The organism is Candidatus Hydrogenedentota bacterium (assembly GCA_035416745.1).
Classification (GTDB): domain Bacteria; phylum Hydrogenedentota; class Hydrogenedentia; order Hydrogenedentales; family SLHB01; genus UBA2224.
Window position 1 is genome coordinate 6,000 of the sequence record DAOLNV010000089.1, and the last position, 15,590, is coordinate 21,589.

The following is a 15,590-nucleotide window of genomic DNA, read 5'->3' on the forward strand; positions in this document are numbered from 1 at the left end:
ATCCATGCGGGCGGCCTCCGGTACCACGGGGTGGCGCAGCAGGTGGCGCTCATGGTCAAAGAAGGTTTCATGCGCGCGGTTGCATGCCACCAGAACCCCGTATTCGAAGCCCTGCAGATGTTCGCCACAGCCGAGGGCATCCTGGCGGCGCCTGAGTCTGGCCACGCGATACGCGTCGCCATCGACGAGGCACTTAAGTGCAAAGAATCCGGCACACCGAAGACCATCCTCTTCAACTTGAGCGGGCACGGTCACTTTGACATGAGTGCCTACGACGCATATCTCAGCAAAAAGCTCGAAGACTACGAGCTCGACCAGAGCGTTATTGACGCCGCGGAAGCCGTGATTCCGAAAGTCTGACCCCGGTTTGAATTGGAACGTGGGAGGAGTTCTTCCTGGAGGGGGAACTCCTCCTCTCATTTCCCGGAGCCGGCCGCCTTCACAAATGAGCGGGTGAGAAGGCGCTAGTCCGAGACTGGAGAGCAGTACGTACGGTTCGTAAGCCCGGTGTCACAGCAAGCAGGAGCAGCATCATGAACTCTCTCTACGCGAAACGCTTTGGCACAGGAATCTGCCTGGCGCTTTTGTTCTTTCTGGCGGCGGGATGTCCTTCCTCCCTTTCGCCCAATGTGAGCCTCACGAGCGGGCTTGTATATGGGCTGGGATACGTCAAAGACGAAGCCACCGATTCCGGTTACAGCCTGCGAGAACTGCCGTTCGATCTGCTGCAACCGACCGATGGCCCGGCGTCCGGCCGTCCGGCGGTGTTGATGATTCACGGAGGCAGCTTCGTCAAAGGCACACGAACGGATGAAGACCTGGTCACTGTCGCCGACGGTCTGGCCACAAAGGGCTACGTCTGTTTCCTGATTGATTACCGGGTTGATCCCGACGAGCCCCCGCCGGTCAGCTCCTGGAACCTCGACGCCGAGGAGACGAAAGATATCGAGATTCCCTCCCTGGGCGCGGTGCGAGCAGCCTTTGTCGATGCCAAGACGGCCATGCGCCATATCAGGGCCAACAGCGAGATCTACGGAATCGACCCGGACCGGATCGCCGTCTGGGGCGAGTCCGCGGGCGCGTTTGCAGCCTTGGCCACGGGCCTCACCAACCCGGATGAATTCTCGGATGACGGACAGGATTTCCCGGTTCCCGCGGAAAACAACCCCGGGGTGGATCCCAAACCTGCCGTCATCATCGACTGTTGGGGAAGCGCCGCGTTCACCTCAGATGCATTTGATTCCAGCGACCCGCCCATCATGATATTCCATGGAACGTATGACACCACGGTGCCTGTCTTCGATGCACTGAGAATCAAGGACCGCTGTGACTCCTTCGGGATTCCCTACCGCTCCTACCTCATTCCAGGCGCAGGACATGGGTGTTGGGAAGAGGAATACGAGGACAAGGACCTCACCACCCTCACGCTGGACTTTCTGGCCGAGTTCATGCCGTAACGCCTTGGAAAGCAGCTACTCTTGGCCGTAGTAGGCATCCGGGCCGTGTTTGCGCAGGTAGTGCTTGGCCAAGAGGAAATCGGGAATGACGGGCTGGCCGGGGGCCAGAATGAATGTATGGAATGCCAAACGGGCGATTTCTTCCAGTACAGCGGCGCTTTCCACGGCATCTTCGACCGTCTCGCCCCAGGCAAAAGGTCCATGTTGCGCCACGAGGACTCCAGGAAAGGCACGCGGGTCCAAGGCCTCAAACCGCCGTACGATGACCTTGCCGGTGTTGGCTTCGTAATCGTCCGCAACCTCGCCCTCGCTGAGAGGGCCCGCGACCGGTACATCGCCGCAGCAATAATCGGCATGCGTCGTGCCGAGGCAGGGTATTGGGCGGCAGGCCTGCGCCCAGACGGTGGCATAGTGCGAGTGGGTATGAACGATTCCGCCTACACCTGGGAACGCGCGGTACAGTTCCAGGTGGGCCGGCGTGTCGGAAGAAGGCCGCAGGGTCCCCTCGACGACGTCACCGTTCAAGTCTACGACCACCATGTCATCCGGCCGCATGAGGGCGTAGTCGATTCCGCTAGGCTTGATGACGATCAATGACGCGCCCCGGTCAATTCCGCTCGCGTTTCCCCAGGTAGAAAACACCAGTCCGCGAGAAACCAGGTTGCGGTTGGCCTGCCAGACACGTTCCTTAAAGTCTTCAAGCATCGCGTACCCCCATATAAGCGAGTGCGATTCGCGCCGCCACCAAGGTATAGCCATCAGCCGCGAGGGTCAAGTGTCTCAGCCGTTGACGGCCAATTATCACAGAACTGATTCAAGCGAGCGACTATGAGTTCCACCTCGTTGAGTTGCATCAGCTCAGCGCGCAGTTTGGCTACATGCGGCAGATTTCGAAGGTAGCCGCTGTAATGTTTTCGAAACTCGATGCTGCCTCTCTTCTCGCCCTTGACATCAACCGCGCGCCGTAAATGTTTGATGCACAATGCGATACGCTCGGGCACAGAAGGCGGGTCGGGCACTTCTCCGGTGGCCATGTAATGCTTGGCCTGAGCGAAAAGCCAGGGATTCTGGATGGCTCCCCTGCCGATCATGACGCCGTCACAACCGGTTGCGAACATGCGTTTGACGTCCTCCGGTTCGGTGACATCCCCATTGCCGATGATGGGCATGGCCACGGTATTCTTCAACTTCTCGAGCCAAGCCCAGTCGGCCTCTCCGCTGTGTCCCTGTTTGCGGGTGCGGCAATGCACAGTCAACGCCTGTACGCCCAAACCCTCGAGCATGCGGGCGACATCCAGGATGATGATATTCTCGGCGTCCCAGCCCAAACGGGTCTTCACCGTCACGGGCAGGGTCGTACCCGCGAGAACGCCGCGCACGACATTCTCGAACTTCTTGATATCTTGCAGCAAGCCGGCGCCGGCCCCGCGCAAAGCGACCTTTTTCACCCAGCACCCACAGTTGATATCGATGAAATCGGGCCGGGCCTGTTCGGCCACGGTCGCGGCCGCCTCCATCGAGGATTCGGCGCTGCCAAAGATCTGGACCGCGATGGGGCGCTCTTCGTCGTGGACGCGTATCTTGCTGAGAGTCTTATTAACGTCGCGAATCAAGGCTTCCGAACTCGCGAACTCGGTATAGAGCAGGTCCGCCCCCAGTTCCTTGCAGAGGGTCCGGAAGGAATAGTCCGTTACATCCTCCATTGGGGCCAATGCGAGAGGTTTTTCCAGTTCTATTGAGCCGATGCGCATGGTGGCTGTTTTGGGGCCGAGGCGGCTCCCGCTGCTATTGGTCTAGACTTTCCGGTAGATCGCTGCGCCGCCTTCACGGAAGGCGGCTGATTTGTCTTGCATCCCTTTTTGGCGGGCGGCCTCGTCCCGGACCTGGTGAGAGAGTTCCATCGCGCAGAATTTCGGCCCGCACATCGAGCAGAAATGCGCAAGCTTCTCACCCCGTTGAGGCAGTGTTTCGTCGTGCAGTTCGCGGGCCTTCTCCGGGTCGAGCGACAAGTTGAACTGGTCTTCCCATCGAAACTCGAACCGTGCCTTACTCAACGCGTTGTCGCGAATCTGCGCAGCCGGGTGACCCTTCGCCAGGTCGGCCGCGTGCGCCGCAATCCGGTAAGCCACGACGCCTTCCCGCACATCGTCGCGGCCGGGCAGCCCGAGGTGTTCTTTAGGGGTCACATAGCACAACATGGCGGCCCCGTACCATCCGATCATGGCTGCGCCAATGGCGGAAGCCATATGATCATACCCGGGGGAAATATCGGTAATGACGGGGCCCAGGGTGTAAAAAGGCGCTTCGCCGCACCACGCGAGCTGTTTGTCCACGTTCTCTTTGATCAGATGCATAGGCACATGGCCGGGGCCCTCATTCATTACCTGGACGTCGAATTCCCAGGCGCGCCGCGTCAGCTCGCCTTGCGCCTTGAGTTCGGCGAACTGGGCTTCGTCGTTGGCATCGGCCTGGCTGCCCGGGCGCAGCCCATCGCCAATCGAGAAGGCCACGTCGTAGGTGGACATGATTTCGCAGAGCTCGTCCCAGTGGGTATAGAGGAAGTTCTCCTTATGGTGCGCCAGGCACCACTTGGCCATGATTGAACCGCCCCGGCTGACAATACCCGTGGCTCGCCCGGCCGTCAAGTGAATGAACGGCAAAAGCACTCCAGCGTGGATGGTCATGTAGTCGACGCCCTGCTGCGCCTGTTCGATGACCGTATCCCGAAACACGTCCCAGGTAAGATCTTGGGGCGCCCCCCCCACCTTTTCGAGCGCCTGGTAAATGGGCACGGTGCCCACGGGCACGGGACAGTTTCGGATAATCCATTCGCGGGTCTCGTGGATCGGTTCGGCCGTGGACAGGTCCATCACCGTGTCGGCGCCCCACCGAATCGCCCAGAGCATTTTCTCGACTTCTTCCCGAACGGAGGAGGAAAGCGCGGAATTGCCCAGGTTGGCGTTTATCTTCACCTTGAAATTGCGGCCGATAAGCATAGGCTCCAACTCGAGGTGATTTATGTTGGCGGGGATGATGGCCCGGCCCCGCGCAACCTCGTCTCGGACGAATTCGGGCGTGATCACCTCAGGCATCATCGCTCCCCACGCATTTCCGCCGTGACGCCGCTTCAATTCTTCGGAAGCCTCTTGCCACCGGGCGTTCTCCCGAATGGCAACGTACTCCATCTCAGGGGTGACCTCGCCCCGCCTGGCATAATGCATCTGCGTAACGCGAGTCCCCGGCTTAGCGCGGTAGAGAAGGTGCCGCGGGAACTGGCTGGTGCCCGAGGCCTTTCCCAGCTTCTCACGATCAACTGTTTCGACGTTGAGTCGTGACCGCACCCAGGGTTCACGGATGCGAGAAAGCCCCACAGACAGGTCGATGGCGGATTCCGGGTCGGTGTAGGGTCCCGACGTGTCGTATACGGTGATGGGCGGGTTCTCGTACGGCCGGCCTTCGGCGTCGAACGTGGTCGTCTGGGCTATCTCGCGCATGGCCACGCGAATAGCCGGAACCAATCCCTCGACGTAAACCTTACGCGAGTTCGGAAATGGTGTTCGACAAAGCGGATCCATCGCAGTAGGATTCAACCGGTTTTCATTATCCGGTTTAGAAAGCATTTCCATCCTCCGCCGCCTTAACTTGTAGCGGCCCCGCAGGCTTTCGCTCTTGGTCTCACCTTTGCCGCGAGCAAGAAGTCCATATCAAGCACAAAGAGATATAGTACCACCCGTTGGGGGCCAAATGAAGTCTCTCTTCAGGGTATTGTGCCAACTTCTTGCCGCTGGAAATGGGCTGGTCCGTTATCCGTCCCGGAGATAACCAAGCACCCGCTCGCGGGCTCGCAATGCTGAGAGGACACAGTCATTAAGTCCGACTCCCCGATAGGCATTGCCCGCAAAAGCCAATCCGGGATGGCGCTCTTGAGCCGCTTCGATCTCGCGGAGTATGTCGCCGTGGCCCAGCAGGTATTGGGGGATTCCCCGCTGCCAACGGAAGATGCGCACGTATTCGGGCTCGGAATCAATCCCCATGATAGGGTGCAACTCGCGGCGGATGAGGGCCAATAGTTCGTCATCGCCCAGCTGGACCGCGTCGGGGTCCGTGTAGCCCCCGAACATAGTCCGCAGAAGGATACGTCCCGGGGGAGCCTGCTGGGGGAACATGCTTGAAGTCCAAAGGCATCCGAGGATACGCAAACCCTCTTGGCGCGGCGCCAGAAAACCGAAGCCGTTGGTACTTCCATGCGCAGCAGCATCGTCGTACCCGGTACAGACCACGGCGATATCGGCGTACCGGATAGACGCAAGGGCTTTGCTTGCGGCTTCGTCGAGTTCTCGGCAGAACTCGGCGGCCGCGTAGGCTGGCGCGGCGACCACCAGGGCGCGGGCATGGTGCACGCGTCCCCGGCTTGTTTCTGCCGCGAAGTCCCCTTCCGGCGTTCGAAAGATGCGCAGCACCCGCTCTCCCGTGCAAACGATATCCCCCAATGCCTTTGCGGCCTCGCAAGGGAGCCTGCCGATGCCTTCTTTGAAGCTGGTCAGCGTTCCGGAGGGTCCCAGGGGGCTGACGGCCTTCTTCCGCCATCGCTTGGCTATGAGCGCGCGTGTGAGGCCGCCGTACTCGCGTTCCATGGCCGCCATGCGTGGAAAACAGTGTTCGAGAGACAAGAGCCGCGCATCGCCTCCGAAAACCCCGCTCACCATGGGTCCGACCAGGGTGTCGGCTGCTTCTGTTCCAATGCGCCGGGCCGCGAATTCCCAAATTGTCTCGCCCGTATGGTCGCGTTTCCCGGCAACAAAGGGTTCACCCGCCAGGCGAAGGCGGCCTTTAACGGAAAGCATGGGGCTGAAGAAGAAACGGGGCGGTCCAACAACCTCGTTGAGCCGTCCCTTGGTGAAGATAAACCGGCGCTTGGCGGATTGGTTTGCGCGGACCAACGCATCGGACAGTCCGAGGGCGGCTATCCAGTCGAGGGTTGCGGGTTCGCGGTCAAGGAAACCGTTGGGCCCCCGGTCGCACGCATAGCCCTCCGAGACTTCGCTCCGCGTGGTCCCCCCCACCACGTTGTCCGCCTCGAGGAGGACCACGTTTTCGCGGCCCAGGTCACGGGCGAGGTAGTACGCGGCGCATAAACCCGTTACCCCTCCCCCAACGATAATGGCTTGCTTGAGGCTACTCATCATACGGTGCGCGAGAAGCGCGCGGATTGCGCTTCCTTGCCCTTCAGGTATGCGTCAAAGACCATGGCGATGTTGCGAACGAACACCTGACCCATCGGCAGCACCGTCAAGCAAACGTCGGTCCACTCCACGAAGCCCTCGCTTCGAAACTCCTCGAGTGCTTCGCGCTCCCCAGAAAAGTATTCGTCGAACACGATCCCGTAGCGCCGCTTCAACTCACTGAAATCAAGGTAGAAATTGCACATTAGCTCGCGAATAGTCCATCTTCGGATTTCATCATCCCGAGAAAGCCGGCAACCCAGCGCGGTGGCGAATCGTCCCTCCTTGAGCGCGTTGTAATATCGAGAAAGCTTCTTTTCGTTCTGAGCGTAGCCGCCGCCCACCTCTCCGATGGCGGAGATTCCGCAGGCAACCATGTCCGACGATGGGACGATTGTGTAGCCCATGAAATTGCGGTGGAGGCGGCGTTCGTCCATGGCATGGGTCAGTTCATCATGAGGCAATGCGAAATGGTCCATGCCGATGGCTCTGTATCCGGCTCCGGTGAACATTTGGCGGGCCGCAGCGAACAAGGCATACTTCTCCGGACCAGCGGGCATTTTCGACGCATCGAGCTTCCGCTGGTTGTGCATCTTGTCCGGCAGATAGGCGCAACTGTAGACGGCAAGGCGATCGGGCTGCATCTCGATGATCTTCGGGATGGTTACGGACCACGAGGAAAGGGTCTGCCCGGGCAATCCGTAAACCAAATCCATATTGAGCCCTTCGAAACCGGCCTCGCGGCATACGCGCATGAGGGCGCGGGTCTGCTCCTCCGTCTGATTACGGCCGATTGCGCACTGGACCTGCTCATCGAGGTCCTGTACACCCATGCTGATCCTGTTGAAACCCAATTGCCGGAGAAGGGCGATCTGGCCAGGGGTGGTGACGCGCGGATCGACCTCGAGCGCCAGCTCGGCGTCCGCCGATATCTCGAAGCGTTCAGAAACCGCTGTGAACAAGCGTGAAAGCTGGCCGGTACTCAGGTATGTAGGGGTCCCGCCGCCCCAGTGGAGTTGTTTGAGGGGCCGGGTGGCCGCGAGGGCCCCGGAGAGCATCCGCAGCTCGATGTCGACGTGGTCAAGATACTTGTCCGCCACCTCTCTCTTTTCGGTGGCGATAGAATTGCACCCGCAGAAGGCACACCTCTTTTCACAGAAGGGGATGTGCACATAGAGCGATAGAGGTTCTCCCGATTTCGAGGCCGCCCGGCCGAGACACGCGCGATAATCGGCCTCGCTGAAGCTTTCTGACCAGGCAGGGACGGTCGGGTAACTCGTGTACCGCGGTCCGGGGCGGTCATACCGCACCAACAGGTCCCGGGTAACATCGAAAGCTTCCTGCCGGCCTTTGTTTTCCATTTTCCTGTCCATGCCTGCTCTCAAGCGCCTTTCGTCGAGATTATATAGAGAATCACGGCGATTTGTGGAATCGATTGGCTGCAAGTGCCCGGACGCGATGCCTCACCGGGAAAGGGGCGCGGCGATGTAAACCGCATCGTGCTTGATCTTCACAGGATAATGATTAATCAGATCGTTTGGCGGCGCATCGCTGGGCTCCAACGCGAACCGCCATTCATGCCAGGGACAGTATACCGCGCCTTCCTGAACATACCCCTGTGAAAGGCGGCCTCCTTGATGAGGACATACATCGCTGAGGGCATAAACTCTGCCCTCAATATGAAACAGAGCAACCGGTTCGCCTACCCCGCAGTCAAAGGACTTCTGTGCGCCTGGAGGCAACTCCGCGAGAGAGCAGACTCGAATCCATCCAGACATTCCGGTCCTCCTAGTGAAAATCTCAGGCTCCTCCTGCAGAGTCTAAGGCGCATGCCGCCACGACGCAACCACGTCGGGGCGGCGCCGCTCGCACCGTAATCGCCATACTCCAAGCCGGCGGTCGCGCATTTCCCGTGGGTTGCGGCAATCAGAACTGTTCCGGGCGCTTGCTGGTTGTGATGTATGTGGACTTGAGCTGGCGGCTCTTGCCGGGCGCCAAGGGCTCCTGTTTGGGAAACAGTTCCAGGTTTATGTGGCGGGCGCTTTCTTGCGCATTACAGTAGTAATAGAGGCCGTCTATCTGGTAGGAAACGAATTGGTTAATGAGCGTGACGCTCACGTCTGGCAGCCGGAAGGCCCAGCGGTAGCCATCGAAGGGGGCTAGATACTCGCTAAGGACCGGCTCGGGTGTCAAGGCACTGGAGGTGATCTTTTCCCAGCGTCCGGAGCGTTCAAGCCAGATTTCCGGAAGGGATTCTCCTGGGATGGTGAATTCCGGATGGACCTTGACATTGGGCGCCAGGGGTTGGCCGCTTCCGTTGGTCAGGATCAGAGTCACGGTAAATTCGGGCGTCGCGGGCCGCAATTCCATCACGCGCTTTACGTTCAACCCATTCTCCATGGTTGTTTCAAGAGTCAAGGCATAGAGGGTCTGACTGATAAGCTTGTAGGGAGACGCGAGGGGACGGCCTCCTTCTCCGAGCTTGTGGGTCCAATCTTGCAGCGTGCCGGGTCCTCTCCCGTACGATTGAAAACCGCGAAGCAGTTCGAGTGAGTTCTTTTTATCATGCCAGCGGATGACCGAACCCTGGAGGGAAGGCGCAACCCATATGAGGAAGTATTCGTTTTCGAGGACGCGCAATTCCGAGTCGACCCGGCGCGAGGGCGTTGTGCCTCCAGCCTGGTCGACAACGGCCTCGAAAGGCTGTCCACAAACGGTCTGGGTCACGCCGTGGCCCTTCAGGGTTTCGAGGTACTCCTCGAGGGTGGGACTGGGCGGCCGCCGTACGGTAACCTCGTAGCGTGAGTATTTCAGTTCCGGCGGGCAGATGAGGGACGCGTACTGCACCGGCACATAAGCGAGGCCGAGGCGCTGCTTGTAGGGTTCCTGGTCTCCAACCGCTTCGGATGCCTTCTTGAATATGTCTTGTGCCTTCGTGAGCACTTCGAAATCCATCCACGCTCCCGTATCGAAACAGGTCATGGGGACCTCGGAGTCCAGCACCGCTTGCGACATCAACGCGAGGTATTCCTTGATCCCTGGCGCCGCCGGACCGTAAAAGAGGTCTATGAATTCGGAAGCCAGCGCGCGGCCGTCCGCGTCGGGTTGCCATAGGCATTTCGCCACCAGATACTGGCGCAGCTCGGCAAACTCGCCTCCCGGTGCAGGACAACCTTGTTCAAATACTCCGATGGCGCCGCGTTCTTTGAAGAACTGCATGTTAGGCTGGATGACCTGAACGTTCGGATGAGGCAGCTGGAAATTCCACAAGTTCGCTGCGTAATCCCAAATGTAAAGGTTGTTGGTGAGTTCTGCCCATTTCGCGATATCGCTTTGAAACGCAACATTCTCCTGGAATTTCGGGTATGTGAGCGGGCGGGCAAAATCGCATTCGGCAGTGCACAGGCGGACGATGACGTTGGGCTCGGGGGCGAGCTGCCGTGGCGGTCTTCGCGACCATTGATATGCGAGGGTTTCGATGCGGTGTTCCGGGAACTCGCTCTTCAGTGCCCGTGCTACGCGGTTCACGCACGTTAGCAGGGCCCCGGCATGAGTTCCCTCACGTTGATCTATGGCTTGGCACCCGTCGCATTCGCAATAGTTCCCCCAATCCATCTGGGATACGCTCCAGATCTTAGGTTCAGGATTCTCCTTGATGCGTGCGCGCAGCTCCGCGGCTATCGCCGCGGCCACTTGCGGATTCGAGAAGCAGAGTTGGCCCTGAAGTTCCGGATGCTGCCGGATCTCGCGCGGGTCACGCCAGTCTATGCTTGCCGGCGCACGCCGTTGAGCATCCACAAGCGAGTAGTATTCGGGATGCTCCGCGTAGAACTTCTCTGGCGGCACAAGGTCATATGCCGTGTGAGCAAATGCGCCGAACTCATTTTTCTGTAACAACTTATGCGCCTCGCGGAAATCCGGATCGTCAGCGTTTTCCGCGTAGTCCGTGTAACGGTACTCGAAGCACGGAACAATCCGGGCCCGGACCTCGGGCAACGCTGGCGGGGCATGTTCGGGAACGTGCAGCACGCCTGGGGCCAACCATCGAACCCCCATGTACTCTTCAAAAAAGTGGTAAATGGCGTAGATGCTCCCCCTCTTGCCGCCAAGGACCAGCAAGTGACGATCGCTCAGTAATGCTGCGGAACCCTTTTCCCCAGCCGGTTCCCGGAGTGTATCCAGGATGAACCCATCCGGTCCCAATCCCTCGGTCTTCAGGTCGATCAGAAGCTCTTCCGGAATCACATTTCGCCCTATCCAGACATTCACGCGCTTTTCGGGTTTTGGGGAGATGGTTGCGTCGTGGCCAGTGGTGATTTTCCAGTATTTCAAGAAAACTTCCGCGGCGTGTTTCTGTTCGGCCGGGGCATTTGCCGCAAGGACCACGCTGACCTGGTCATAAAGGTCGGAGGAGACCCATATCGACTGTGGCCAAGCGGGTATGGCCACGCCCACGTATAGCAGAAACGCGACATGACAAAGGCGGCTTCTCACTGGAACGTCTCACCCATCCGCTGATATTTCACAGCAACCTTGAATCTTTAGAAATGTACCCTGTAGGGAATGATCTTTCAAGCAGATGAGGTTGTTCTCTGCCCGTAGCCAGCTTATTCTACCCCCAAGACGGGCATCTGGTCTTTAGCTCGGAGTTTTTCACTGCGGAAAGGGGCCTACTCCTATGGTTCATCAGGCGATCATGGAAATCACCACCAGCCGGCACGGTGAAACGCACGACCTTACGCCGGAAGTGCGCAAAATCGTCGTAGCATCGCGGATTCGTACGGGAACGTGCCACATTTTCAACGTGGGCAGCACGGCAGCTATCGGGACTATCGAGTACGAGTCCGGACTCCAAGAGGACATCGGCGCGGTGCTGGAACGCCTTATCCCTCCCAGCCGGGACTATGGCCACGAGAAGGCGTGGCATGACGGCAACGGTCATTCGCATTTGCAGGCCACTTTGATGGGGCCGGAGTTGACCGTGCCCGTCTCGGGCGGCGCGCCAGTTCTTGGAACCTGGCAGCAGATTTTTCATCTCGAGTGCGACATCAAGCCCCGCACACGCCGGATCGTTGTCACGGTCTCGGGCGAGTGAGGGAGCGGCTGTTAAACAGACTCGGGCGCTTTACTCTCGATAAGCTCGACGGCCTGGCGAATCCAATCCGCGATCGAGCTGACTGCATCTTCAACGGATATCGTGCCCGAATCCCCTGTATCGCGGCGTTTCCACTCGAGGTTGCCATCCTTGAGATTGCGTTCGCTGACAATGAGTCGAATGGGGATTCCCAGCAAATCAGCATCGGCAAACTGAACACCTGGGCGGGCGTTGCGGTCGTCGTACAGCACTTCGATGCCCGCCGCACACAGCTCGCCGTACAGTTTTTCGGCCGTTTCCTTGACCACTGCCTGGTCAAGCTTGAGGGCATTCAGATGGACCTGCCACGGCGCGATGGTGATGGGCCATTTGGGGCCGTAGTCATCCCGCCTGACCTCCATTACGGAACTCATGAGGCGCCCCACGCCGATGCCGTAACATCCCATGATGGGTGTTTGTGCCTTGCCTTGCTCATCGTCATAGGTCATGCCCATGGACTGGGTGTATTTTCGGCCGAGCTGGAAGATGTTCCCCACCTCGATACCACGCTGAAGCACGATCTTGTGCTTTCCGTCGGGCGCCAGGTCGTTTTCCTCGATGTCGACCACATCCACGGTCTCGACGCCGGGGAGATCTCGGTCGAGATTGAAGTTCTTGTAATGGTAATCCGTTTCGTTAGCGCCGGTAACAAGGTTGTTTGAAGACCTCAGCGTGTGGTCGATGACAAGGCGTATCTTTTGACGGTCGACTCCCATGGGCGAACCAAACCCGGGCTCCGCGCCCACGCTTCGGATGCGGGTTTCATCGGCAGGCACAGGCGCCGCCTGGATGATCTTGGCCAGTTTACTTTCATTGACCTCCCGGTCTCCGCGCACTACCACAAAGACCAGTTTGCCATCGGAGTCGTGGTCGTAGAAGACCGCCTTGGCCGTTTGCCGCGCTTTTACGCCAAGAAAGCCGGCTACCTCGTCAATGGTGCGGCAATTGGGAGTGTGAACCTTTTCGAGAGGAAGGGAGTCTTCGGGATACCCTTCGATGACTCCCGTGGCAACCTCTTGGTTGGCGATATACGAGCCGTCCTCGCTAGTGACGATGGTATCTTCCCCGACGGCGGTCAATAACATGAATTCGTGAGCTACCGAGCCCCCCATCATCCCCGTATCCGATTGAACAACAGTCACTTCGGGTATTCCGGCACGCGCAAAAATGCGCTCGTACGCCCGGTAACACTTTGTGTAGTAGCGCTCGAGGTCTTCCTGAGACGTATGGAAGGAGTAGGCGTCTTTCATCGTGAACTCGCGCACCCGGATGAGCCCGCCTCTTGACCGAGGTTCGTCGCGGAACTTGGTCTGGATCTGATACAGCATGAAGGGAAACTGCGTATGGCTGTGCACTTCGTTGCGGCAGAGATGGACCACGGCCTCCTCGTGGGTCATCCCCAGGAGCATGTCGTGGCCGGTTCGGTCCTTGATGCGCAGCAATTCGGGCCCGACCCCCTCGTATCTTCCGGATTCGTCCCACAATTCCCGCGGGAGCACGACAGGCATCAAGACTTCTTGTCCGCCTATCCGGTCCATTTCTTCGCGGATAATGGCCTCGATCTTGTGGCAGACCCGGAACCCCGGAGGCAATAGCGAATAGATGCCGTTAGCCACTTGTCTTGCATAGCCGCCGCGCAGTAGGAATGCGTGACTCTCAAGGGTAGCCTCCGCGGGCCGCTCCTTGTACCGCGCACCGACCATGTGACTCATTCGCATAATCCAATGCTCTCCTTTTCTTGTGGACACAACCGCGGGGATGATGCATCCTCGCGCATTTCCCCCTTGCCTGAAGACGGGATCCTACCTGTCACATAGGCCTTCATGCAAGGCGCCTCGAATGAGACGGGTTGCCCGGGACCGCCGAAGAGAGCGAAAAGACCGCAGGTGCGAGTCAAAGGCTGACGTTCTGGAGGCTGGTGTTGGTGTATTGGTGGAGCTCGATGCGGTTGCCGTCGGGGTCCGTGAGCCATGACTGCCAACTGTTGTCGCCCCCGAACAGCATTTCCGTCGTCTCCACTCCTCTTTCGCGCAATATGGCCAAAGTGGTCCGAAGATCGTCCACCTCCAGGCAGAGATGCCTGTAGGACTGTGTATCGTCCCGTTCTCCTCGATTTCCCTGGAAGAGTTCGATGAACTGACGATATCCCACATGGAGGTAAACGCCGGTACGTTCGCCCTGCTCGTTCCGGAAATCAAAGGCGTGTGCCAGCCCTAGCTTCTCGACGTAGAACGCGATCGCCGTCTCCAAGTCCCGGACGACAAAGCAAACGTGCGCCATCCCAGTGATCATAAGAACTGCTCCCTTGCGCCTGACCTCTCACGCGCTGCCTCATTCTTGGCAAGCTAGAAGGATAGGTCCTCCGCAGAAGAAAGACATTAACGCCACGGACCTATATTTCCAAGTAATTGTCACCATAAGCCTTATAGCACTCGTTGGGAAAGATTTCTTGCCGCACGCGCCGCCGGGTCCCCCGGTAGTCCCAGTCTTGAGACAGCGGCCGCCATCCATACGCGTCGCCGATGACCTGTCCATTATGGAACATCGCCTCGAAGGGGTCCCTTACCCCCAATTCCTGGGGAGGCATCCAACTCCACACCGCCGCTTTGGTGCTTTCTCCCATCAGCCAGAACTGGTACGTAAGGTCTTCGACAGTGTCTCCGGGTTTCAAGTGCAGGTCGCCTCGCGCAATGGCATCGCGCACAATGCCGCTCATGACATTGGCAGTCTGCCGGGCGGAAAGGCGCAAACGCCAGAGGGACGCCTGCGAAGCTTTCTGGGTAATCGCTTCCGCGCTTATCAGCTGAAAGATCCGGGCATCCCCTGGATACAGGAGGGCAAAGAGTTCGGTGGCTTCTCCTATCGCATACATTCGTTCGCGCGGCGTTCCTTTGAACATCGCAGCGCGATCGACCAGGCCGCGTTGCAGGTCCACGCTACGCCCCGCCAAAGCGATGATAATCTCTTCTTTGCAGCTGAAATGCTGGTATACAGTTGCCTTTGCGACATCGAGACGGGCGGCGACACGGGCCATGGTCAAGCCGTGGTAACCCTTTTCCAAGACCAGAGCCCGGGCAATCTCGAGCAGATGCCCTTCCCGTTCCCGGATCTCACGTTGTTTTGGTGTCAGTGTGGACATGGTGAGAGTGTACGACCGACGCGCAGAACGTGTCAACGCGACCCAAACCCGCCCCGCAAAGGTCCAAGAGCCTCGGGTTTATGTCGATCATGCGTGAGAGGTGGCTAAGGAAAGTCGGCAACCAAACAAAAAGGGCCGACCGACTCTTGACGAGACGTCCGGCCCGATTTTCGGATTCCCAAGAAAACGCTTACGCGCTATGACACGGTTCAGTCGCCGATATCAGCCGATATCAGATATCATCCGATCCAATTTCATTTACATAGCCGACGATGGCGAAAGCCTGATTGACGGGAGCGCGGTTGTCCGGGTACCTGATGAACTCGACATGGCCGTCCATGAAGAGCACATTGGAGCCGCCGGGAATATGATTGAAGTCATATGTCCGCGAGGAAATTATGTCCCACATGACCGGAAGTTCGCTCTGGGCCATGGCGCTGCCGGCAGGATTGTTAATGTCGGTAATGAAAAAGCGCTCGATCCCTTCACGAAGACGGTATGTCGTGTAAATAGTTGTCGCACTGAGCCCGGAGTACGAAAGAGTCTGCCCACTCGGGACGTCCGCGTCGCACACCGCCATCCACTGGGTTAGGTTTGTGAGATTGGGCAATATTGTCGGCGCGGATTTTTCCCACATG

General features: G+C 58.7%; 13 protein-coding genes. 3 read left to right on the plus strand and 10 right to left on the minus strand.

Annotation, left to right across the window (positions count from 1 at the left end; all coding sequences use genetic code 11):
• Both PLJ71_19265 and PLJ71_19270 read left to right on the plus strand, forming a co-directional pair.
• A partial coding sequence (locus tag PLJ71_19265) for a TrpB-like pyridoxal-phosphate dependent enzyme (protein ID HQM50832.1) occupies nt 1-360 on the plus strand: 360 nt, incomplete at its 5' end.
• Between the two features lie 173 nt (nt 361-533).
• Entirely contained in the window at nt 534-1,457 is a 924-nt protein-coding gene (locus tag PLJ71_19270) for an alpha/beta hydrolase (GenBank protein HQM50833.1), read from the plus strand.
• Nucleotides 1,458-1,472: 15 nt separating this feature from the next.
• Here the strand turns inward: PLJ71_19270 and araD are convergent, their stop codons facing one another.
• From araD to PLJ71_19300, 6 genes are all read right to left on the minus strand, one after another.
• On the minus strand, nt 1,473-2,162 hold the full coding sequence (araD, locus tag PLJ71_19275; GenBank protein ID HQM50834.1) for an L-ribulose-5-phosphate 4-epimerase AraD: 690 nt from the start codon (nt 2,160-2,162) through the stop codon (nt 1,473-1,475).
• A 53-nt stretch (nt 2,163-2,215) separates the two neighbouring features.
• Complete coding sequence (gene dusB, locus PLJ71_19280) at nt 2,216-3,208, minus strand: tRNA dihydrouridine synthase DusB (protein HQM50835.1); 993 nt, start codon at nt 3,206-3,208, stop codon at nt 2,216-2,218.
• A gap of 42 nt (nt 3,209-3,250) precedes the next feature.
• On the minus strand, nt 3,251-5,032 hold the full coding sequence (thiC, locus tag PLJ71_19285; protein HQM50836.1) for a phosphomethylpyrimidine synthase ThiC: 1,782 nt from the start codon (nt 5,030-5,032) through the stop codon (nt 3,251-3,253).
• 228 nt (nt 5,033-5,260) lie between these two features.
• Nucleotides 5,261-6,643, minus strand: coding sequence for a protoporphyrinogen oxidase (gene hemG / locus PLJ71_19290; GenBank protein ID HQM50837.1), 1,383 nt, complete (start codon nt 6,641-6,643; stop codon nt 5,261-5,263).
• Nucleotides 6,640-8,040, minus strand: coding sequence for an oxygen-independent coproporphyrinogen III oxidase (gene hemN, locus PLJ71_19295; protein ID HQM50838.1), 1,401 nt, complete (start codon nt 8,038-8,040; stop codon nt 6,640-6,642). The genes hemG and hemN overlap by 4 nt, the downstream gene beginning before the upstream one ends.
• 565 nt (nt 8,041-8,605) lie before the next feature.
• Nucleotides 8,606-11,173 carry a DUF4838 domain-containing protein gene (locus PLJ71_19300; GenBank protein ID HQM50839.1) on the minus strand — a complete coding sequence of 856 codons (2,568 nt, stop codon included), beginning with the start codon at nt 11,171-11,173 and terminating at the stop codon, nt 8,606-8,608.
• 184 nt (nt 11,174-11,357) lie between these two features.
• Between PLJ71_19300 and PLJ71_19305 the strand changes: the two genes are divergently transcribed.
• Nucleotides 11,358-11,774: a secondary thiamine-phosphate synthase enzyme YjbQ gene (locus PLJ71_19305; protein ID HQM50840.1), complete on the plus strand. Its 417-nt coding sequence runs from the start codon at nt 11,358-11,360 to the stop codon at nt 11,772-11,774.
• A gap of 11 nt (nt 11,775-11,785) precedes the next feature.
• On the opposite strand, the gene PLJ71_19310 is transcribed toward PLJ71_19305, so the two are convergent.
• The 4 genes from PLJ71_19310 to PLJ71_19325 all read right to left on the minus strand — a co-directional run.
• The gene (locus tag PLJ71_19310; protein HQM50841.1) at nt 11,786-13,531 is read right to left on the minus strand and encodes a proline--tRNA ligase; all 1,746 of its coding nucleotides are present in this window, start codon (nt 13,529-13,531) and stop codon (nt 11,786-11,788) included.
• A 175-nt stretch (nt 13,532-13,706) separates the two neighbouring features.
• Entirely contained in the window at nt 13,707-14,105 is a 399-nt protein-coding gene (locus tag PLJ71_19315; protein HQM50842.1) for a VOC family protein, read from the minus strand.
• 100 nt (nt 14,106-14,205) lie between these two features.
• Nucleotides 14,206-14,952 carry a TetR/AcrR family transcriptional regulator gene (locus PLJ71_19320; GenBank protein ID HQM50843.1) on the minus strand — a complete coding sequence of 249 codons (747 nt, stop codon included), beginning with the start codon at nt 14,950-14,952 and terminating at the stop codon, nt 14,206-14,208.
• 232 nt (nt 14,953-15,184) lie between these two features.
• Nucleotides 15,185-15,590: hypothetical protein (locus tag PLJ71_19325; GenBank protein ID HQM50844.1), on the minus strand; the 406-nt coding region annotated here is incomplete at its 5' end.

Excerpts from the sequence above, each read along its gene's own strand:
- araD (HQM50834.1), bottom strand. The coding sequence starts at position 2,162 with ATGCTTGAAGACTTTAAGGAACGTGTCTGGCAGGCCAACCGCAACCTG.
- dusB (HQM50835.1), bottom strand. The coding sequence starts at position 3,208 with ATGCGCATCGGCTCAATAGAACTGGAAAAACCTCTCGCATTGGCCCCA.
- hemN (HQM50838.1), bottom strand. The coding sequence starts at position 8,040 with ATGGAAAACAAAGGCCGGCAGGAAGCTTTCGATGTTACCCGGGACCTG.
- thiC (HQM50836.1), bottom strand. The coding sequence starts at position 5,032 with ATGGATCCGCTTTGTCGAACACCATTTCCGAACTCGCGTAAGGTTTAC.
- hemG (HQM50837.1), bottom strand. The coding sequence starts at position 6,643 with ATGATGAGTAGCCTCAAGCAAGCCATTATCGTTGGGGGAGGGGTAACG.
- PLJ71_19270 (HQM50833.1), top strand. The coding sequence starts at position 534 with ATGAACTCTCTCTACGCGAAACGCTTTGGCACAGGAATCTGCCTGGCG.
- PLJ71_19310 (HQM50841.1), bottom strand. The coding sequence starts at position 13,531 with ATGCGAATGAGTCACATGGTCGGTGCGCGGTACAAGGAGCGGCCCGCG.
- PLJ71_19320 (HQM50843.1), bottom strand. The coding sequence starts at position 14,952 with ATGTCCACACTGACACCAAAACAACGTGAGATCCGGGAACGGGAAGGG.
- PLJ71_19315 (HQM50842.1), bottom strand. The coding sequence starts at position 14,105 with ATGATCACTGGGATGGCGCACGTTTGCTTTGTCGTCCGGGACTTGGAG.
- PLJ71_19305 (HQM50840.1), top strand. The coding sequence starts at position 11,358 with ATGGTTCATCAGGCGATCATGGAAATCACCACCAGCCGGCACGGTGAA.